This is a genomic window from Butyrivibrio sp. XPD2002 (genome assembly GCF_000423945.1).
Taxonomy (GTDB): domain Bacteria; phylum Bacillota; class Clostridia; order Lachnospirales; family Lachnospiraceae; genus Butyrivibrio.
Window position 1 is genome coordinate 26,042 of sequence record NZ_KE384114.1, and the last position, 18,381, is coordinate 44,422.

The following is an 18,381-nucleotide window of genomic DNA, read 5'->3' on the forward strand; positions in this document are numbered from 1 at the left end:
TGATATGCCTAATGGTTATCAGGAAACTATAGAGAAAGGGCGCTGCATGTCCGGTGGACATGCGTTTAGCGCGGACCGGAACGGAGTGGAGACATGAATGCTGTGAGATACTTTACTAGAAGTATGTCCTATGGTAAGGGAAGCAAAGAAGAGCAAATAAAAAGGCTTTTGCATGAAATCAAGTAAGCAGAAGCAATTGTCATTGGAGCAGGAGCGGGACTATCAACATCTGCTGGCTTAACATATAGCGGCAAGCGTTTTGAAAAATACTTCTATGACTTTGCCAAAAGATTTGGAATAAGAGATATGTATTCAGGTGGTTTCTATCCGTTTCCGAGCGAAGAAATACGCTGGGCCTGGTGGGCAAGACATATTTATTTTAACAGATATATTGATGCTCCAAAGCCAGTGTATAGGGATATTCTTAAGATGGTTTCCGATAAGGACTATTTTGTGATTACCACAAATGTAGATCACCAGTTTCAAAGAGCAGGGTTTGACAAGAAAAGACTGTTCTATACTCAGGGTGATTATGGTTTGTTTCAGAGCGTGAATCCTGCTATTCAGAAAACCTTTGATAATGAAGAGTGGGTAATGAAAGCTATGGAAGCACAAGGCTTTGTAAGAGATGATCAGGGAGTATTTCAGGTACCGATTGATGGTAAGCTACTGATGGAAATTCCTTCTGAGCTGATTCCAAAGTGTCCTGATGACGGCTCTGATATGACTATGAATTTTAGAGCTGATGATTCTTTTGTCGAAGATGAAGGATGGCATAGGGCATCTGCGGCATATTCTGATTTTATTCGTAGACATGAGAATCTTCATGTTCTTTATCTTGAGCTGGGAGTAGGAGCTAATACGCCCGTAATAATAAAGTATCCGTTCTGGCAGATGACGCTGGCAAATGGAAAAGCGGTATATGCCTGCTTAAATTATGGTGAATCATTCTGCCCAGAGGAAATTGCAGATAGAAGTATATGCATTGATGGTGATATAGGAGAAGTATTTGAAACGCAGATTTCTTAAATGTCTGCAAAATGTCCGCTTGCTGTCTGTTTTCAGGCGTTTTTGAGTGTGTTATATTTACAATGGACAAAGAAATGAGGAAAAAGACTTTGGCGTTACACTGCCGGAGAAGTTCCTGTAAGGCCTTTTACCTGTTCCTACTGGATGCAGACTCCTTTCGATAAGCGGAAGGAGTCATTTTTGTGTGCTTTTTAAACTGGCGGATATAGTGCTCCGTGGTGTCATATCCAACAGCTTCAGCTATGGTGGCAACACTCATGGTAGAGTTGGCAAGAAGATCCTGACTCCGCTCTATTCGCACGGTCCTGAGGATCTCGGTGTAGGTCATTCCCGTAAGCTCTTTTATCAGTCTTGAGGTGTACTCGTTGGAATAATGGAATTTCTCGGAGAGGTCCGAGAGAGTTACCTCCTTGTAATTCTCCTGAATATACTGGATAAGGGCATATCGCTGTACATCTATACGGCTGTCAAACAGCGGCATCTGAACAGATTCCGAGTAGTTTCTTATTATCAGATAAAAATCAAGAAGCAGGGTATTTGTGATGGCCTGGTAGTGGTATTCCTGCCTGTTGAGGGATTCTGTCAGCATCCAGATAAAGGAAGTAGCTATACCATCATCGGAGCCTGTATGGAACATGATGTAGTCGTTGGCCTTCTTGGCATATATATTGTTCAGGAAAAAAGAGCTGAGTATATTCGGGGTGTTCAGGAAGGAATAGAACATGGAATGTAAAGTATCCCTTCTAAGCATTATGTTTATGACTATGGTGTCGTCAAACACGCTGATGGAATGTTTGATCCCGGGAGGAATAACGCAAAAATCTCCCGTACGCATCTCTATGGTTCTTCCGGAGATGGTCTGGGAGCACTTGCCGTCATAGACGTAGCTCAGCTCAAAAAAGGTATGACTGTGCTCAATGGCCGGTGAATACCTCTCATGCTTTTGTACCACTATACTGTCATTATTTGACAGATCGAAAAAGAAGGAATCTTCGAATACCTCTGGTATTGTCTCGGGCTTTTCCAGAACCAGAAGGTGTCTGTCTAGAACAAACTTCATATCAAGACCATTAAGAAAAGCCTTCAGGCTGTCTTTGTCCATCCTGGCAAAATAGTAGTCTCTGTAAAATTTCTCAACTTCGGTAATGTCGTATATGTGCTGCTTTACCGCTGTATGATCCATATCCTTAAGTCCCTTATATATCTGAAATGAACGTCTGATTAAAACAGCTAAATAATACCCCTAATGAAGGAAAATGTCAAAAAAGTTCATATTAGTATCAGAAAAAGTATATTTACATCATAATAAGTCAATAAAATTGAGCGATTATGTGAATTATGTAAAAGCCATTTACTCAATATAATGAATCCATAAACAAGCAATGTCTCAGACAGAAAGGATTCATTGGTTATGAATACTCCGATTCTGGAAATGAAAAACATAACAAAAAAATTCGGAAGTGTGACTGCTCTAAACGGAGTAAACCTTGAGGTTTACCCTGGAGAGATAAGAGGTCTCATAGGTGAGAACGGTTCGGGCAAATCCACCATATCATCCATCGCGGCGGGAATGCAGAAGGCAACCTCGGGACAGATGTTGTATGAAGGAAAGGCCTGGGAGCCCGAGAGCATGATCGATGCTCTGAACAAAGGTATAGGAATGGTGGTCCAGGAGAGCGGAACTATAACGGGGATCACCGTTGCGGAAAATATTTTTCTGGCAGAGATGAAGAAGTTTAAGAAGGACCTTCTTGTGGATAGAAAAAGACTCTTTGAGGAAGCGGACAGAGCCCTTTCCAATATAGGAATAACCTCCATTTCCGGAAGGGATATGATGGATAGCCTTTCCTTCCAGGAGAGGAAGCTGGTGGAAATCGCAAAGGTCATACTTAAAAAGCCCAGGATCCTGGTGATAGATGAAACCAGCACGGCACTATCTCATGACGGAAGACAGATCATGTACGGCATCATGAAAAAGATGAAGGAAGAGGGCGGATCATTAATTTTTATCTCCCATGATCTGGAGGAAATAATGGAGGTCTGCGACACTCTGACAGTCCTTAGAGACGGTAATCTTATAAGGACCTTCGCTAAAGAGGAATTTGATGAAGATCTTATAAGGACCAGCATGATAGGAAGAGAGATAGATGGTGATTACTACAGACCGGACTTTAACTGCAGCTTCCTTGATGAAGAAGCCATTGTGGTAAAGAATCTGTGTTTTAATGACAAGCTTAAGGATGTGTCTCTGACACTTCACCGGGGAGAGATCCTGGGAATTGGAGGACTTGCGGACTGCGGGATGCATGAGCTTGGAGAGGCTATATTCGGAGCGCTTAACCCCGAGAGCGGAGCTGTCATATCCCCAAGAGGAAGGCAGATAAAGTCTCCCCACAACGCAATGACTGACAAGATAGGCTATGTATCCAAGGACAGAGACAGAAAATCCCTTTGTCTTGAGGCCAGCATCAAGGACAATATCGCAGTTGCGGGAATGAACATATTCAAATCCGGGGCGGGACTAATAACCAGGTCCGCGGAAAGGAAATATGTAGACGAGCAGATAGAGGTCCTGAGGATCAAATGCTCGGGGAGAGATCAGGTAGTAGCACAGCTCTCCGGCGGCAACAAGCAAAAGGTAGTCTTTGGAAAATGGATAGGTTGCGGCAGTGAGATCCTGATACTGGATTGTCCCACAAGAGGTGTGGACATCGGTGTCAAACAGGCAATGTATCAGCTTATGTCAAAGCTTAAGAGCGAAGGAAAAGCCATTCTCATGATAAGCGAAGAACTTCCTGAACTCATTGGGATGAGCGACAGGGTCCTTATTATGAAGAACGGTGAAATAACAGGAGAATTTAAGCGAAGTAAAGATCTGTCCGAGAGCGACATCATAGGATGCATGATCTAGGAGGCAAAAGAAATGAATATAAAGAAAAATATAAACAGGCAGAATATCATAGCTCTTTTGCCCCTGGCGGCGCTGGCGGTGCTCTTTTTGGTCTTCTGCACCGTGGTGAATGCAAAGGGTTACAGACTTGATATGTATCTGAAGATTGTGTTCAATGAGGCGCTGGTTCTGGCGATCGTAGCGACGGGAGCAACTTTCATCTATACCCTTGGAACCTTTGATATCAGTCTTGGCGCTTCCACGCTGTTTTCGGCAACTCTCGGAGTAATGGTCTACAACAAAACAGAGAATATAGCGCTGATGATGGCGGTGATACTCCTTACGGGAATTGTGTGTTCGCTGCTTAATTCTGTACTGGCCTCAATCTTCCACATACCGGCCTTTGTAACCACGGTCGCGATGATGTCAGTACTGTCAGCAGTATCAGCTCAGATAATTACGGTGAACGGAGGAGCGCTGGGCGGGATAAACATTCCCAGCAGCGTAGTAAAGCCCTTTGACAATATGCCCTTCAAGATAGCGGTTCTTTTGCTGTTCTTTGCAGTCTCAGTCTTTGTATTCGAGTTCACAAAGGCAGGAAGAAGGATGAAGTTTGTGGGAGGGAATCCTCTCTGCGCCTATCTTACAGGCATCAAAGCCGACAAGTATACGATACTGGCTTTTGTGATGGCAGGTATCGGTATAGGGCTCGGAGCATTCCTTACTCTTGTATATACCCCTTCGGTCACTACGACAACGGCTTCAAGTATAGGAATGAATATCTTTATAGCCATAGTATTTGGTGGAATGCCCATATCTGGAGGCGCAAGATCCAGGATATACGCCGCACTGGTTGGAGGCTTCTCATATATGCTGCTTAACGACATTTTGGAGATTGTGATAGATTCCAGTGCAGCATACGGAATAACACAGGTGATCAGCGCAGTTTTCTTCCTGATAGTGGTCTATATCACAGGAATGAATTACAAAACCGCACTATTGCCAAGATAAAGAACTTTAGAAAAACGGAGGAAAAATTATGAACAGGAAAGTAACAAAGGTACTCGGAATTGCCATGGCAGCAGCCATGACCGTAATGACAGGATGTGGCAGCAGCGCACCTGCTGCGGTTTCAGACACAACAGATAACAGCGCTGATAATGCGGTTGCAAGTGAAGCTTCCGCAGATCAGGGTGAAACTCGTAAGATTGGTGTACTTGTTGCAGACGTCAGCGGCGAGGAAGCACTTGGATTTAGAAACTACTACGAGAAATATATTCAGAACAACTATAACGTAACCTTTGATTATACAGATGCTCTTGCCAGCGCTGAGGATGAGAAGGCAGCCATCGAGAAGTTTGCATCAAAGGGATATGACGCTGTTATCTCACTTTCAAGCAGTGACAGAGCTCAGCAGATTGAGACCTGCGAAGAGTATGGTATCTATTATGCAGTTGCATCCGGCGTACTTGATGAGAGTCAGTATGAGACCTACAAGACCTATGAGCATTTTGTAGGCCAGGTTGGACCTTCAAACGAGACAGAGTTTGAAGCCGGCAAGGAGATGGGTAAGTATTTTAAGGATAAGGGCGTAAAGAGCGTTGCCATCTACGGAGCGTTTATCCCCAATCCTATGCACGTATACCGCGCAGCAGGTGTGATCGCCGGACTTGGTGATACCTACGGCGGAACAGATGATATGAACGGTATGATCGGACAGATATTCCAGGATCAGGGTGTTGACCTTACAAAGATTTCTGGAGATGTTGAGGTGGTAGCTTACCTTCAGGGATATGGCGACACAACCACCGACGAGCTCAATGCAGCGATCCAGAAAGCACCTGAGGCATTTATCTCAGTGGGAATGGCAACAACCTTCTTTGCCCAGACACTTAGTCAGGAGAACATTCCTTTTTCAGATATCGACTCCTTTACAGCCATGAACAGCGAATCAATGAAGAATGGCTCTCTTGAGTATCTTGCTGGCAAATATTCATCTTCCATCGGACCTGTATTCGCACTTGTAATGGATGCGATTGACGGAAATGTTATTAGAGATCCCGAGGGAAATGCTGTCTCCTTTACACAGGGCTATCTTGTGGCAACAGACGCAGAATCCTTTGACAAGTACTATGTAAACGACAACGGAGATACACCTATTATTGACAAGGCAAGTCTTGATGGCATTATCGGTCAGGACGTTACCTATGATGATGTAAAGGCACTTATCGAGAGTAAGTGATGAATGGAGGCAGTTCATGAGCACCCTTAAGAAAATTTTAAAGACATTGGCAATCCCTGCTGCTGTGGCAGTGGTATTGGAAGGAATATGCCTTGCAAACGGGCAGACTATCATATCGGGAGCAAAGAGCTTTGATAACTTTGTGGTGTATACCGCCATCGTTATGATCACCACCATGGCGCTCTCCATAAACTTAAACAGCGGAAGATTTGATTTTTCCCTGGGAGCAATGGCAGGACTCTCATCTGTGATAGGTGCAAAGATTACCTACAGTTTTCTCAAAGGGGGCTCCGGTTCTGCACTTCTTATGATGGTGATAACGGTTCTTGTGGGAGCACTGCTGGGACTTATATCGGGAGTCGTGTACTGCGCTTTGAGGCTTCCGCCCATCATCGTCTCTCTTGGTGTGACCCTGATATATGAGGGAATAATGTATACCATAACAGGCGGAAAATACCTTATGAGTGAGGTTCAGAACAAATCCATGTCAGGATTTATGGGGACCTGGGTCTACGCAGCTGTTATCATTGCGTCGGTTCTTATCTTTATAATCATTGTCTTTGAGCGGACCTCCTTCGGCTATGATTACAACGCCCTTAAGTCAGGACAGAAGGTAGCTGTAGCCACCGGCATCAATGAGGCTAAAAACGCCCTTATCTGCTACACGATCTGCGGCGGACTCATGGGACTTGTGGGTATGCTGAATGCCGCAAGAAATACCACTATAAACGGAGGTCAACTGAATTTCGGAAGTATAGCCATAATGTTCACGGCCTTCCTTCCAATGTTCATTGCAGGCTATATCGGAAGATTCGGAAATGAGAAGGTGGGCTTTTTACTTTCTGCCCTGTGTATGTCCCTTCTGAATTCCACCTTTGCGGTTTTCTCAAACCAGATAAATGCCACGACTCAGTCGATCATAAACGCAGTACTGCTGGTGATCTTTTTAATCTATTTAAACAATAATCATTTGATCAAGAGAATATTTGCACATGTATAACGAGAAATTATTAGGGGAAGCGACAGCTCTTTTCCCTGAAATAAAGAAAAATAAGATAAACGAATGTAAGTGTATCGACTTAATGAAGGATGGGGATGTCATAAAAAGAGATCCCCGTCCGGCATATAGGTCTATCGCACTGAAAAAAGACGACTCCATCATCCTGGATTTTGAGGACCACTATGTGGGGTACCTGACCCTGGACCTTGGCTATGAAGGGGCTCACCCCGACTCTCCGGTACTTCTGAGGATCCGTTTTGCGGAAAGAGAGATCGAGCTTTTTGAGGATGCCTCAGAGTATAAGGGCTGGGTATCACCGGCCTGGATCGAGGAGGAGCTGATCCATGTGGACATAGTGCCCTCTGTTGTGGAACTTGACAGGAGATACTCCTTCAGATACGTCAGGATAGAGGTGGTCGATATCAGCTCCAGATTCTCCTTAAGGGTAAATGATGCAGCAATCACAGCAGTATCCTCTGCCCCGGATGAAGCTCTTTTGCCCTACTACAGCAGTGATGAGCTGGACATGGAAATTGACAGGGTGGCTGTAAAAACACTCCATGACTGTATGCAGACAGTCTTTGAGGATGGGCCCAAAAGGGACAGAAGACTATGGATCGGAGACCTTCGAATTCAGGCTCTGGTGAACTATGTCACCTACAACATGAATGACATGGTAAAGTCAAATCTTTATCTGTTTGGAGCTTTAACCCAGGAGGACGGACGGGTGGGAGCATGTATATTCCTTGAGCCGAAACCTGAGGTCGATGACACGAACATGTTTGACTATTCCCTGTTCTTTATCGTGATTCTTCTGGATTACTACAAAAAGACCGGGGATAAAAAAGCTGTGCTGGATCTTTTTGATGTATGCAAAAGACAGATTGAGCTGGCTAGGCAATGCTTGGATGAGCGCTTTGTGGTAAGGAACTCGGATGTTCTTGGCTGGTGCTTTGTGGACTGGAATCTTGCCCTCAATAAGCAGGCCTCCGCGCAGGGAATTTTCATGTATGCTCTTGAGGCGGCTATCGAGCTTGCCCAGTGCGCAGGAGATGTTCTTGCGGAAGAGGAATATGCGCAGCTTTACCTCAAGCTCAAAGAAGCTTCCAACAGATTCCTTTTTGATGTTGAGAAGAAGCTCTATGTAAGCGGAGCAAAAAGTCAGATCTCTTTTGCCTCGCAGATATGGATGGTGCTTGGAGGAGCAATGGAAGGTAAGGCAGCAGAACGCCTCTTTGACAGAATGGAGGCCTGCCCTGAAGCGATTACCATGGTGACTCCCTACATGTACCATAACTACATAGATGCACTTATTAAAATTGGAAAAAAAGATGTGGCTCACAGGAAAATGTCAAAGTACTGGGGAGGGATGGTGGCAAATTCCGCCGATACCTTCTGGGAACTGTATAATCCGGAAAATCCCAACGAGTCGCCCTACGGGGGCACCATTGTGAACAGCTACTGCCATGCATGGAGTTGCGGACCGGCATATTTTTTGAGAACCTATTTTAATGATACAAAGGATGAACTGTAAATGAGCATAAAGATTGATTACAAAGCAAACCCGTTCTACCTTGATGATGAGGCGATAAAGTGGGTAGAGGATACCTTAAGGAAACTTAGAGAAAAGGGATATGGTCTATCCATTGGCTTTTTAGGTTGGATTAAGTTAACTCGTCTATAATGAGACTGTAAGTTGAGAACAGGGCACGTTTTGATCCGGTGAATATGCTTACTGCGAATGGTAGCTCGCAATATAAAATACTCCAAAACTTTTATGATGAACAGGAACAAATATATGGAGGATTTTTATAATGTTCAAGAAATTAGCAACTATTTTGACAACATGTGCGATAACCGTATCTGCAGTAGCTTGTGGAAGCCAGGCTCAGCAGGTAGACAGTATCCAGACCGATTCATCGGAAAGTACAGAGGAAGAAAGTGCTTCTTCTGAAGAGGTAAAAGAAGAAGCTTCAGATTCTGCTGCAGAAACTGAAACAACTACAGATACCGGTTCTGCTGTAGAGCTGGGACTTGTCAGTAACACACTTGCTGAAGATGAAGAGAGTCTAGTGGAAACATATACAGATCTTTTTGATCAGCTCACCTATACTGATGAAGAAACAGGTCTTTCTATTACATATAATCTGTACCTGCCTGAAGGATATGATGAAAATTCAGAATACCCCATGGTTGTGTTCATAGGTGATTCGACAACTGCAGGAACCGATGCTGAGTATTCGCTTACACAGGGGCTTGGCGGCCTTGTATGGGCGACCTCAGAGTGGCAGTCAGTATATCCGACCATAGTAGCTGTACCAACATATCCTGAAACAATTCTTGATGACCATGATGGATATAGTACAACAGAATATGTTGAGCTCACCAAGAGATTTATTGATTACATGTCAGATGAGTACGCAGTAGATACTGATAGAATCTATGGAACAGGTCAGTCCATGGGATGCATGACGACACTCATACTTGCATCGGAATACCCGGATTTATATGCTGCGTGTATGTTTGTTGATGGTCAGTGGGATACGGAACTTCTTTCAAATCTGGAGGGGCAGACCTTCGTTTATTTTGCAGCTGAAGATGATACAAGTGCATGGACCGGAGCGCAGGACCTTATGGCCAGATATGACGCAGATGGCGTCACCTACACATATGCACAATGGGACGGAACATGGTCGGCAGATGAGCTTTCATCAGCTGCATCAGAATTACTCAGTGGAGAAGCTACAGGAGCATACTTCATATCCTGGAAAACAGGAACTATTGATGCAGGAACAGGCAATTCACCCATGGGCGGTGGAGATGGCAGCTTTGGCGAAAGAGGAAACGGCGGGCAGATGAGTTCTTCTGAAGAAGGAGGCCTTTCAAATCCCGAGGCTGCTACAGACGCTTCTTCAGATGTAAGTGAAGATAAGCCGGCAATGGAAATGACCGGCGAGAAGCCTCAAGGAATGATGGGCGGAAATGGTGGAGGCGCCGGAGGCGGAGCTTCATACCATATGGCTTCATTCGACTACGCCTATAACTGTATAGCAGTTATGGAATGGTTATTTCAGCAGTAACAGATCATAAGATTTTAATGTGAATCATTACAAAATTACAGCAGCTATGGAGAAATCTGTAGCTGCTTTTATTAAGTAAGGTAAATTGTGATATCATTTTAGTATGAGTCTACAGGTGTTAGGAGTGCTTTGCCATGAACAAGAATGAGAGCAAGTATTTTAAGTCAGCGGAAAAAATGCATACAGCGTTACTGACACTTCTTGACAGTAAAGATTTTGAACTCATTTCTGTTAAGGAGATATGTGAAACTGCTGGCGTAAACAGATCCACCTTTTATCTTCACTATGATAATGTAAATGATCTTCTGCAGGAAACTGTGGAGGCTGTATATAAAGATTTCTTTGGGCGCTTTGGTGCTGAGGGGCCGGGAGCACTTGATGTTGATGAAAAAAATGAGGATGAGCTATTTCTTGTAACACCCAAGTATCTGATGCCATATCTGGATTTTGTGGAAGAGAATCGCAAGCTCTTTTACCTGATGTATGAAAAGAATGAGATGATGGGCGCTGAAAAGACCTATGAAACATGGTTTAAAACTATATTTGGCCCCATTCTTACAAGGTTTGGAGTTCCTCAAAAAGAACAGCCACTTATCATGGTCTTTTATCTTAAGGGCATTATCGGAGTTGTCACTGAGTGGGTACGAGGTGGATGCACCGAGTCAAAAGATGAGATCATAAGCGTCATACAGAAGTGTATCATCAAGCCATAAAGCAGTAAAAACACTATATCGAATTTACAAATCAACACTTTTTACAAAACGTGTCGGGACCTGTACTCCCGAAATCAACACATTTTGCAAAAAGTGTTGTTCTTTTTGTGTGCTCATTTTCCTATAATGACTTCAAGCTAAAAGCAAAGAGCAAAAAAACAAATTGAGAATAAGAAAGGAAAAGATAAATGAGCAAAACAAATAAGATGTATCTGGTAACAGGAGCAGCAGGATTTCTTGGAAGCACAGTCTGCAGAAAGCTTGTTGATAGAAACGAAAAAGTAAGGGCGTTTGTCCTTGAAGGCGACAAGTCAGCAAAATATCTTCCTGAGGAAGTTGAAATAGCATACGGCGATCTTTGTAACAAAGATGACCTGGAAAGATTCTTTGAGACACCTGAAGATACGGAAGTCATTGTGCTTCATATAGCGAGCATCGTAACAGTAAATCCTGATTATAGTCAGAAGGTTATGGATGTAAATGTCGGAGGAACAGAAAACATCATAGAGATGTGCAGGAAGCACAATGTATCAAAGCTTGTTTCAGAGGAGAGCGGTTGCAAGCAGATGAAGTTCTTTTTACCAATATCAGTAGCAAACCTGATTGCCGGGGTACTTGAGAAAAAGGCTAAGAAGACTGGAGAAAAGCCTCTTATGACAACATTCTCCGTTTACAACCTTGCAAGAAACAACCGATTTGATTCAAGTAAAGCAAGTAAGGATCTGGGTTATACCACAAGGTCATATAGAGAGACCATACGTGACGAGATCAGATGGCTCAAAGAAACAGGAAAGATCGCATAAAAAGGACATTCAAGAGAAAAGAAGGAGAAGAATACGATGAACGATTTAGATAAGGTTTATGCAGAAAGTGTTGCAAAGGATTACATGCCAAAGGAAACAAATAAGGTAAGGCAGCTTAAAAAGCTTGATGAAAGAGCAAAGCTTCCGGCATTTATAACAGCCATGACACTTGGAATTATTGGGACTTTGATCTTTGGCGCAGGGATGTGCTTTGGACTTAGCGTCTTTGGAACAGGAGTAATTTTCATGGTCATCGGGGTGCTTCTTGGAATAGTAGGTGCTGCTGTCTGTATCATCAACTATCCTTTATACAATAAACTCCTTAAAAAGGGTAAGGAAAAATATGCCTTTGAGATTCTGGAACTTGCTAAAGAGATAACAAATGATGAAATACTAAGATCAGATAGGTGAGGAGGAGATGTGGCAGACAAGGAGCCTTGAGAAGGCACTGATGCGGTTTTTCTGAGCAAAGCAATATCCGTGCATAATTGGACTTAATAAGTGTAATAGGAGATGCAGCGCGACTTGATATGTAATATAGAGTCAGATACATGTGGGACTTATCTGTGATTTGGTAAGTCCCGATTATTTGACAATCAGACCGACAATCTGTAGGCGAGGGGGTAACGCATGGAAAAGCAAATGAAAAGGTATGTGGCATTAAGCTATATTGTGTTCTGGTTTATGGTGCTGGGATTGTGTGGGACCGCAAGTATGGTGTTTCACTGCTCACCGGTTGTAATGAGAGTTTTGTCAAATGTCTGTGCATGGGCACCTACAATTGTGCTGCTAATAGGTTTTAAGTATTTCTGTCCGGGACAAACAATAAGTGAGTTTTATAAAAAAGCCTTTGGCGGAAGGATCAACATAGTTACATTAGTGGTTTCAGCCATTATAACTCTTGGGGCGACTCTTATTACGGTGCTTTTGCTATCTTTGCATCAGGGCAGAGCATTTAGTGAATACTGGAGCTTTGGAGCATATCCATTTTGGGCATCATTTCTTTTTTCAATAACGACAGGACCTACAGGAGAGGAATCCGGATGGAGAGGGTATCTTCGCCCATATTTGAACGGAAAGTACAGCTTTTTTAAAGCATCTGTGATCCAGGGAGTTATATGGGCATTCTGGCATACAATACTATGGTTTGTTGATTCAGATTACATAGGGATCCAGATGATTCCATATATCCTATCCAATGTCATCGTAATGACCGGACTTTGTTTTATCATGAACTATTTCATGGAGAAAAACGACAATCTGATTTATGGCATAGTGATCCATTTCTGTTTTAATTTCCTGTACTGTTTCCTGCAGGTTGATATATGGTTCTACGCCATTTTGTCAGTGGTGTATATTTTGATAATTGCGCTCATATGTTTAAAAAAGAAAGCTGAGGTAGGTCATGATGAAAAACAATTTGATTGATAACATGCTTGGGTGGGCAAATGATAAAATCGGAGAAACAAAATACGCTGGATGGCTTTTAAATAGAACAATTATGATTGTGTAGGAGGTCACTTTGAGCAAACGAACTATAACTAAAGAGGAACTAAAGTCGGCATTGCAAAAGCTTGGAATTGAAAAAGGAATGACTTTGGAAGTGCATTCTTCACTTAGCAGTTTTGGAGAACTTGAAGGTGGTGCAGAGACAGTCATAGATACATTAAAAGAACTGGTTACTGAAGAGGGCAGTATCTTTATGCCTGCACTCAGGCTGAGTAAAGAGTTGGATCTCTCAGAGGAAGATAAGAAGCTTGGGATTACTGTTAAGATAAAGATATTGGAGGCTGATGCTGAAAAAACAGCGATGGGTATTGTGGCTGATACTTTTAGAAAGCTTCCTGACACTTATACCGGAGCAGACACTATAAGTACGTCCGGATGGGGTAAACATGGCGGGGAAGCACTAAGTGGTGGGTTGGATTATCCGATTCATAATGGTGGGAAAGCACTTTTACTGGGAGTTGATATTTACAAGCTTACGGCAATGCACTACGTGGAAGGAATAACCCCGGATGATATAAATGATATCTATACTCCGTCAGAAGAAATTTGTAAAATCTATCCGCCAGATAAGTGGATGATAGAAGCCGGGCATCCGCCGGTGAAGGCATGGTACAAGATACAGGATATGGCCTATGAAAAAAAACTTATAAAAGAAGCGTTTATCGGTCCTTGTAAGGTGATGTTTTTTGATATATGGTCAGTAGTTTCTTTATATGAAAAAGAATTAAAGCAGGATCCATATGGACTATGGGGGTTGCGGAGTACAGAATGAAAGCTCCGATATATCATTACATTAGATGTTATAAATGTACCGATGAGTTTGTGAAATGGCCCTGGGTTCTTAAGCACTTCTACAGCAACAAGTGGGCAAGGAATATTACAAGAGAAGAGATGGACTAAATAAATTCAAAAAGGTACTATATATTTCTTTTCGAGCATATGATAACGTCATAATAGGAACACCTATAACGAATAAATAAAGCTTAAAAGGAGTATGCTTATGAAAAAGAATATCCGTACCGTTTTATTTGGAGAGCTTGTACTTTTCATCGTTGTATTTCTTATCAGTACCCTCGGAACCAGCTTTGGTTTTTCTGCTGTTGCATGGTTTCTTGATGTGCCTTCGCTGATTCTTGTTTTACTTATTCTGATTCCCGGACTCATTATCATGGGTGAGTGGAAAGATTTTTTGAATTCATTCTCAGTAGGGATAAAAGATTACAGACTTCTTGAACTAAAAAATATTATAGAAGCCGTAGGCGCTGCCCAGAAGCTTACTGTATTTGGAGCTCTTTTTGCCATCATAACTTCAGCAATAATTCTTATGGGAAATTTATCTGAGCCGGAAACGTTTGGACCAAGCCTTGCTGTCTGCTTCCTTTCAGGTTTTTATGCAGTAATAATCGAGTTTTTTCTTCTGCCGCTTAAGTTAAATGCCGAGCGTAAGATGAATGAAGAGATGGACATGGAAGATGAATGATCCCGGAATTACAAAGGAGCAGTATCTTAATATAGCTCGTAAATTCGGATTTACGAAAAGAGAGCTTGAACTCGGATACCTTAAAGTGTCGGGGTTTTCAAATCATAGAATTGCTTATATGCTCGGAATTTCTGAGCAGACGGTAAAAAATCATTTCACTCACATTTATGAAAAGGCGTGGGTTCCCGGAAGAAAGGAATTCCAAGAGCTGTTTACACAGAATGGATAGTGATTATGGAGAGATCAGTTAAAAGAGCTGTCATAATAATTTTAATTGCAAACGTCATCCTGATAGTTGCTGCTATTTGCGGGAGAATACTGAGCAGATTCGTTTATGAAGATCATCTTGATGAGCCTTTGATCACAGTTGATGATACCGAGATTACCTTAAGAGAATTTGGATATTATATATATAAAGTAGAAGAGTTTGTGCAGAACCAGGCTCTTTTGTATGATCCTGAGAATCCAAAGCACTGGTGGAATACCCACTTTTCAGCCGGCATGGATTCTCAGTTTGTCTGTGATTACGCCAAGAAGGTGGCAGTTAACACTTGTATATCAGATGAGATTTATTATAAAAGAGCTCTTTCTGAAGGAGTTGTATTAAGTAGCGCGGAAGAAAAACAAGCAATGGTCGAAGCAAAGATGATCTTAAGCAGCATGACCGGGAATCAGCTTGCAAGAACAGGGTTGGATGAAAGCATCCTCACTAATATGCGGATAAAACATGCTCTTGCAGTAAAATATGCCAAATTTCTTGTAAATACCTGTGATTTAACAGGATATTCCGAAGACCCAGAAAAGCTTCTAAACTGGGATGGCGTGTATTATCAAGAAAAGATTCTACCGGAACATACAGTAAAGACTAATGATAAGGTTCTGGATAAAATAACGTTGGGAAAAATAACAGTGAATTATGAGTAATTCTATATGCCTTACAGAGGACCTGAGTATTTTCAGTCCGGTGAATATACTTATAAGTGCAGCGTTACCGGGGATTTCAGCTGGTTTCAGGGATGCGAGGAGATTTATTGCAACAATACCAGAGTTTATGAATGCTATTTCCATGGGGGAATAATGAAGTAGTCAGAAGAAAAAAAGACTTACACGAAAACAAAATATCTGCTATAATCTGCAATTGCTGATAAAAAATGAAGATTTCGAGGTATTATTGGAAACGCACATTCTGGCCGGGTGATAACGAACAACACGGAGGTCTTCCCCATTTAAGAAAGAGAGGAACCCCTATGTTACCACAGAGCAAATTACAGGATTTGTTTTTTACTGCCTTTATGGCATTTGTCATGGTTTATGCCATGATATGCTACAACATTTCACTGAATGTTGGCGGAATGCAGAACTTTATCTTCCTTGCAGCATTCAAGGAAATGCTTATCATGTGGCCGATAGCCATGGCGCTTGAACTTTTATTTGTAGGAAAACTGGCTCAGAAGCTGGCTTTTAGATTCGTCACTCCGGGAAAAGACCCTATGATAATGATCATACTTGCCATCTCATCAATGTCTGTGTGCCTCATGTGCCCGCTTATGAGCATGGCAGCGACAATCCTTTTTAAGGATGCAGGCAGTGAATTCGTGGCTGTATGGCTTCAGACGACAGCGTTGAACTTTCCTATGGCTCTTTTCTGGCAGATATTCTTCGCAGGACCGCTGGTAAGAAATGTCTTCGGATTTGTTATGAAAAGAATAAAGCAGAAATAAGAATTGATGAAAAACAGACTAAAATCCGTGTACGGAGCTGGTCTGTTTTTTATTTTACGTTAATATATAATTACAAGAGAGGATGACCATGAAAAAACTTACAGACTGCAAGAAGATCAGGCATTTGACCGATCAGATCAGCGTTGAAAAAGTATACCCGCTCTCAATATTAGAGGGGATTCAAAGTGGCGAGATATATCTAATGCTGATACAAGGGAACGAGAACTAAGGCCATATTTTAAGTTGAATGACCAGATACAGAAGATACTTGTTGTGAATAGACCGATTGGTGAAACATTTGATGAAAATGGTTTCACAATCATAGGAATTACTGATTTTTTACTGAGATACATAAGGTAGAGAAAGGCTTATATATGCGAATCGAAGTTTGCGGAGGATATTATGCTAAAAGATTATGAAATAAATAAACCTGTCCTTGAAACCAATGGAATATCGTAAGGCGTTTGACACAATTCCAGAGCAGTTTGATAAGTTCAGACCTCGTTACAGCCCTGAGCTGTTCGAATTTTTCATCAAGGAAGCCAACATTGGAGTTCAGACTAAGGTGCTGGAAATAGGTTCGGGAACTGGTCAGGCGACGGATCCGATTCTGGATACCGGCTGCGATTATAATGCCATTGAGCTCGGGGAGCATCTTTATGAAAAGATGAAAGAAAAATACGGAGCAAGACCGAATTTCCATATCGTGAACGACGACTTCATTACACACGATTTCGGGGAGCAGAAATATGATGTGATATATTCTGCTGCAACGATCCAGTGGATTCCGGAGAAGTTCGCTTTTTCCAAGACGTTTGAACTGCTAAAGCCTGGCGGAACGTTGGCGATGATGTATCTGATCGGGGATTATAAGACGCCCAATGAGGAGTTGTACAGCAATATCCAGAAGGTTTACGACGAATATTATAAGCCGGTGACGGAATACAAGAACATGAAAGAGCCATTTGACTATCTTCATGCGACCGACTATGGCTATGTGGATCTGACGCGCCATGATTTCTATGGAAAACGCACTTTTTCTGCGGATGAATATGTGATGTATTGCGGCACGCACAGTGATCACATTTTAATCCCGGAACCTTATAAAACTAAGTTTTTCGAAGGGCTTCGGAGCGCGGCGCTTGCGGGCGGAGATAAAGTCGAGTTTTGGGATACCTATGTGCTGTATCTGACGAAGAAAGCGGCGTAAGCGCATGAAAAATCATCTCGGAATTTACCGAAAAATATTGGAGTGAAAAACAGACTTAAATCCGTGCAAGGAGAAGGTCTGCTAATGACAATTTGATTTTAATGTACCAAGACACAAATTAGATTTGTAGAGGAAAAATATTATGGAACACAAAGGAACAAAGAAGATAGAAACCGAACGATTAATTCTTCGACAGTTTACCAAAGAAGACGCAGAAGTTATGTTTAAAAACTGGGAGAGCGATTCAAAAGTTACTGAGTTTTTACGCTGGCCAACAGCAACAGATGTTAGTGAGGCGGAACAGGTTCTTGATGAATGGGTCCGGGGGTATGAAAATAATGATTTTTATCAGTGGGCAATCGTTTTAAAAGAGATTGGAGAGCCCATTGGTTCTATTAGTGTCGTAGATAAAAATGAAAACCTTGATATTGTTCATATAGGATATTGTATAGGCAGCAAGTGGTGGCATCAGGGAATAACAACAGAGGCATTTAAAGCGATAATTCCTTTTTTCTTTAAAGAGGTAGGTGTAAACAGAATTGAATCACAGCATGATCCCAATAATCCTAACTCGGGAAAAGTAATGGAAAAATGTGGATTAATATACGAAGGAACGCTTCGTCAAGCTGATTGGAGTAATAAAGGTGTTGTAGATGCTTGTATGTACAGTTTATTGAAATCTGAATGGAAGAAATAAGTTAATT

General features: G+C 42.2%; 23 protein-coding genes. 22 read left to right on the forward strand and 1 reads right to left on the reverse strand.

Translation table 11 applies throughout. The features are described 5' to 3' along the window. Positions 1 to 195: 195 nt before the first annotated feature. Positions 196 to 1,029, forward strand: coding sequence for an SIR2 family NAD-dependent protein deacylase (locus G587_RS23225; protein ID WP_442855771.1), 834 nt, complete (start codon positions 196 to 198; stop codon positions 1,027 to 1,029). A gap of 127 nt (positions 1,030 to 1,156) precedes the next feature. Here G587_RS23225 and G587_RS0116430 read toward each other — a convergent pair whose 3' ends face one another. After that, a complete protein-coding gene (locus G587_RS0116430) occupies positions 1,157 to 2,212 on the reverse strand; it encodes an AraC family transcriptional regulator (protein ID WP_026493125.1) in 1,056 nt (351 codons plus the stop codon). Positions 2,213 to 2,461: 249 nt separating this feature from the next. Between G587_RS0116430 and G587_RS0116435 the strand changes: the two genes are divergently transcribed. The 21 genes from G587_RS0116435 (at position 2,462) to G587_RS0116540 (ending at position 18,374) form a co-directional block, all read left to right on the forward strand. After that, the gene (locus tag G587_RS0116435; RefSeq protein ID WP_242830103.1) at positions 2,462 to 3,940 is read left to right on the forward strand and encodes a sugar ABC transporter ATP-binding protein; all 1,479 of its coding nucleotides are present in this window, start codon (positions 2,462 to 2,464) and stop codon (positions 3,938 to 3,940) included. A gap of 12 nt (positions 3,941 to 3,952) precedes the next feature. Beyond that, positions 3,953 to 4,930: an ABC transporter permease subunit gene (locus G587_RS0116440; protein WP_026493127.1), complete on the forward strand. Its 978-nt coding sequence runs from the start codon at positions 3,953 to 3,955 to the stop codon at positions 4,928 to 4,930. A gap of 28 nt (positions 4,931 to 4,958) precedes the next feature. Continuing rightward, positions 4,959 to 6,161, forward strand: coding sequence for a substrate-binding domain-containing protein (locus G587_RS0116445; RefSeq protein WP_026493128.1), 1,203 nt, complete (start codon positions 4,959 to 4,961; stop codon positions 6,159 to 6,161). Positions 6,162 to 6,177: 16 nt separating this feature from the next. Beyond that, positions 6,178 to 7,161, forward strand: a complete 984-nt coding sequence (locus G587_RS0116450) for an ABC transporter permease (protein WP_026493129.1) — start codon at positions 6,178 to 6,180, stop codon at positions 7,159 to 7,161. Further along, positions 7,154 to 8,695, forward strand: a complete 1,542-nt coding sequence (locus G587_RS0116455; protein WP_051201101.1) for an alpha-L-rhamnosidase-related protein — start codon at positions 7,154 to 7,156, stop codon at positions 8,693 to 8,695. The genes G587_RS0116450 and G587_RS0116455 overlap by 8 nt, the downstream gene beginning before the upstream one ends. Continuing rightward, a complete protein-coding gene (locus G587_RS25630; protein WP_155829601.1) occupies positions 8,696 to 8,845 on the forward strand; it encodes a hypothetical protein in 150 nt (49 codons plus the stop codon). Positions 8,846 to 8,975: 130 nt separating this feature from the next. Next, positions 8,976 to 10,241 (forward strand): alpha/beta hydrolase-fold protein, encoded by a 1,266-nt coding sequence (locus tag G587_RS24690; protein WP_051201102.1) that lies wholly within the window; start codon positions 8,976 to 8,978, stop codon positions 10,239 to 10,241. A gap of 134 nt (positions 10,242 to 10,375) precedes the next feature. Beyond that, on the forward strand, positions 10,376 to 10,954 hold the full coding sequence (locus G587_RS0116470) for a TetR/AcrR family transcriptional regulator (protein WP_026493131.1): 579 nt from the start codon (positions 10,376 to 10,378) through the stop codon (positions 10,952 to 10,954). Positions 10,955 to 11,142: 188 nt separating this feature from the next. Beyond that, a complete protein-coding gene (locus tag G587_RS0116475; protein WP_026493132.1) occupies positions 11,143 to 11,757 on the forward strand; it encodes an NAD-dependent epimerase/dehydratase family protein in 615 nt (204 codons plus the stop codon). Positions 11,758 to 11,793: 36 nt separating this feature from the next. Further along, positions 11,794 to 12,168 (forward strand): dihydropteridine reductase, encoded by a 375-nt coding sequence (locus G587_RS0116480; protein ID WP_026493133.1) that lies wholly within the window; start codon positions 11,794 to 11,796, stop codon positions 12,166 to 12,168. Positions 12,169 to 12,387: 219 nt separating this feature from the next. Further along, positions 12,388 to 13,185, forward strand: a complete 798-nt coding sequence (locus G587_RS0116485; RefSeq protein ID WP_026493134.1) for a CPBP family intramembrane glutamic endopeptidase — start codon at positions 12,388 to 12,390, stop codon at positions 13,183 to 13,185. Positions 13,186 to 13,279: 94 nt separating this feature from the next. Then, on the forward strand, positions 13,280 to 14,038 hold the full coding sequence (locus G587_RS0116495; RefSeq protein WP_026493135.1) for an AAC(3) family N-acetyltransferase: 759 nt from the start codon (positions 13,280 to 13,282) through the stop codon (positions 14,036 to 14,038). Then, positions 14,035 to 14,166 carry a hypothetical protein gene (locus tag G587_RS26520; RefSeq protein WP_256379325.1) on the forward strand — a complete coding sequence of 44 codons (132 nt, stop codon included), beginning with the start codon at positions 14,035 to 14,037 and terminating at the stop codon, positions 14,164 to 14,166. The genes G587_RS0116495 and G587_RS26520 overlap by 4 nt, the downstream gene beginning before the upstream one ends. A gap of 100 nt (positions 14,167 to 14,266) precedes the next feature. Further along, complete coding sequence (locus G587_RS0116505; RefSeq protein ID WP_026493136.1) at positions 14,267 to 14,746, forward strand: hypothetical protein; 480 nt, start codon at positions 14,267 to 14,269, stop codon at positions 14,744 to 14,746. Continuing rightward, entirely contained in the window at positions 14,718 to 14,975 is a 258-nt protein-coding gene (locus G587_RS0116510) for a helix-turn-helix transcriptional regulator (protein ID WP_081679488.1), read from the forward strand. The genes G587_RS0116505 and G587_RS0116510 overlap by 29 nt, the downstream gene beginning before the upstream one ends. A gap of 5 nt (positions 14,976 to 14,980) precedes the next feature. Then, positions 14,981 to 15,670 carry a hypothetical protein gene (locus tag G587_RS0116515; RefSeq protein WP_026493138.1) on the forward strand — a complete coding sequence of 230 codons (690 nt, stop codon included), beginning with the start codon at positions 14,981 to 14,983 and terminating at the stop codon, positions 15,668 to 15,670. Positions 15,671 to 15,676: 6 nt separating this feature from the next. Continuing rightward, positions 15,677 to 15,832, forward strand: coding sequence for a DUF5680 domain-containing protein (locus tag G587_RS25200; protein WP_196808924.1), 156 nt, complete (start codon positions 15,677 to 15,679; stop codon positions 15,830 to 15,832). Positions 15,833 to 15,993: 161 nt separating this feature from the next. After that, complete coding sequence (locus tag G587_RS0116525; protein ID WP_026493139.1) at positions 15,994 to 16,467, forward strand: DUF2798 domain-containing protein; 474 nt, start codon at positions 15,994 to 15,996, stop codon at positions 16,465 to 16,467. An 88-nt stretch (positions 16,468 to 16,555) separates the two neighbouring features. Further along, positions 16,556 to 16,696: a hypothetical protein gene (locus G587_RS25635; protein ID WP_155829602.1), complete on the forward strand. Its 141-nt coding sequence runs from the start codon at positions 16,556 to 16,558 to the stop codon at positions 16,694 to 16,696. Positions 16,697 to 16,912: 216 nt separating this feature from the next. After that, positions 16,913 to 17,677 (forward strand): class I SAM-dependent methyltransferase, encoded by a 765-nt coding sequence (locus G587_RS0116535; RefSeq protein WP_026493140.1) that lies wholly within the window; start codon positions 16,913 to 16,915, stop codon positions 17,675 to 17,677. Between the two features lie 142 nt (positions 17,678 to 17,819). After that, on the forward strand, positions 17,820 to 18,374 hold the full coding sequence (locus tag G587_RS0116540) for a GNAT family N-acetyltransferase (RefSeq protein WP_026493141.1): 555 nt from the start codon (positions 17,820 to 17,822) through the stop codon (positions 18,372 to 18,374). Positions 18,375 to 18,381 lie beyond the last annotated feature (7 nt).

Excerpts from the sequence above, each read along its gene's own strand:
- G587_RS0116455 (WP_051201101.1), top strand. The coding sequence starts at position 7,154 with ATGTATAACGAGAAATTATTAGGGGAAGCGACAGCTCTTTTCCCTGAA.
- G587_RS0116485 (WP_026493134.1), top strand. The coding sequence starts at position 12,388 with ATGGAAAAGCAAATGAAAAGGTATGTGGCATTAAGCTATATTGTGTTC.
- G587_RS0116440 (WP_026493127.1), top strand. The coding sequence starts at position 3,953 with ATGAATATAAAGAAAAATATAAACAGGCAGAATATCATAGCTCTTTTG.
- G587_RS0116430 (WP_026493125.1), bottom strand. The coding sequence starts at position 2,212 with ATGGATCATACAGCGGTAAAGCAGCACATATACGACATTACCGAAGTT.
- G587_RS0116540 (WP_026493141.1), top strand. The coding sequence starts at position 17,820 with ATGGAACACAAAGGAACAAAGAAGATAGAAACCGAACGATTAATTCTT.
- G587_RS0116475 (WP_026493132.1), top strand. The coding sequence starts at position 11,143 with ATGAGCAAAACAAATAAGATGTATCTGGTAACAGGAGCAGCAGGATTT.
- G587_RS0116480 (WP_026493133.1), top strand. The coding sequence starts at position 11,794 with ATGAACGATTTAGATAAGGTTTATGCAGAAAGTGTTGCAAAGGATTAC.
- G587_RS0116510 (WP_081679488.1), top strand. The coding sequence starts at position 14,718 with ATGAAGAGATGGACATGGAAGATGAATGATCCCGGAATTACAAAGGAG.
- G587_RS0116470 (WP_026493131.1), top strand. The coding sequence starts at position 10,376 with ATGAACAAGAATGAGAGCAAGTATTTTAAGTCAGCGGAAAAAATGCAT.
- G587_RS0116535 (WP_026493140.1), top strand. The coding sequence starts at position 16,913 with ATGGAATATCGTAAGGCGTTTGACACAATTCCAGAGCAGTTTGATAAG.
- G587_RS0116435 (WP_242830103.1), top strand. The coding sequence starts at position 2,462 with ATGAAAAACATAACAAAAAAATTCGGAAGTGTGACTGCTCTAAACGGA.
- G587_RS0116505 (WP_026493136.1), top strand. The coding sequence starts at position 14,267 with ATGAAAAAGAATATCCGTACCGTTTTATTTGGAGAGCTTGTACTTTTC.
- G587_RS24690 (WP_051201102.1), top strand. The coding sequence starts at position 8,976 with ATGTTCAAGAAATTAGCAACTATTTTGACAACATGTGCGATAACCGTA.
- G587_RS0116450 (WP_026493129.1), top strand. The coding sequence starts at position 6,178 with ATGAGCACCCTTAAGAAAATTTTAAAGACATTGGCAATCCCTGCTGCT.
- G587_RS0116525 (WP_026493139.1), top strand. The coding sequence starts at position 15,994 with ATGTTACCACAGAGCAAATTACAGGATTTGTTTTTTACTGCCTTTATG.
- G587_RS0116445 (WP_026493128.1), top strand. The coding sequence starts at position 4,959 with ATGAACAGGAAAGTAACAAAGGTACTCGGAATTGCCATGGCAGCAGCC.
- G587_RS26520 (WP_256379325.1), top strand. The coding sequence starts at position 14,035 with ATGAAAGCTCCGATATATCATTACATTAGATGTTATAAATGTACCGAT.
- G587_RS25635 (WP_155829602.1), top strand. The coding sequence starts at position 16,556 with ATGAAAAAACTTACAGACTGCAAGAAGATCAGGCATTTGACCGATCAG.
- G587_RS25630 (WP_155829601.1), top strand. The coding sequence starts at position 8,696 with ATGAGCATAAAGATTGATTACAAAGCAAACCCGTTCTACCTTGATGAT.
- G587_RS0116515 (WP_026493138.1), top strand. The coding sequence starts at position 14,981 with ATGGAGAGATCAGTTAAAAGAGCTGTCATAATAATTTTAATTGCAAAC.
- G587_RS25200 (WP_196808924.1), top strand. The coding sequence starts at position 15,677 with ATGCCTTACAGAGGACCTGAGTATTTTCAGTCCGGTGAATATACTTAT.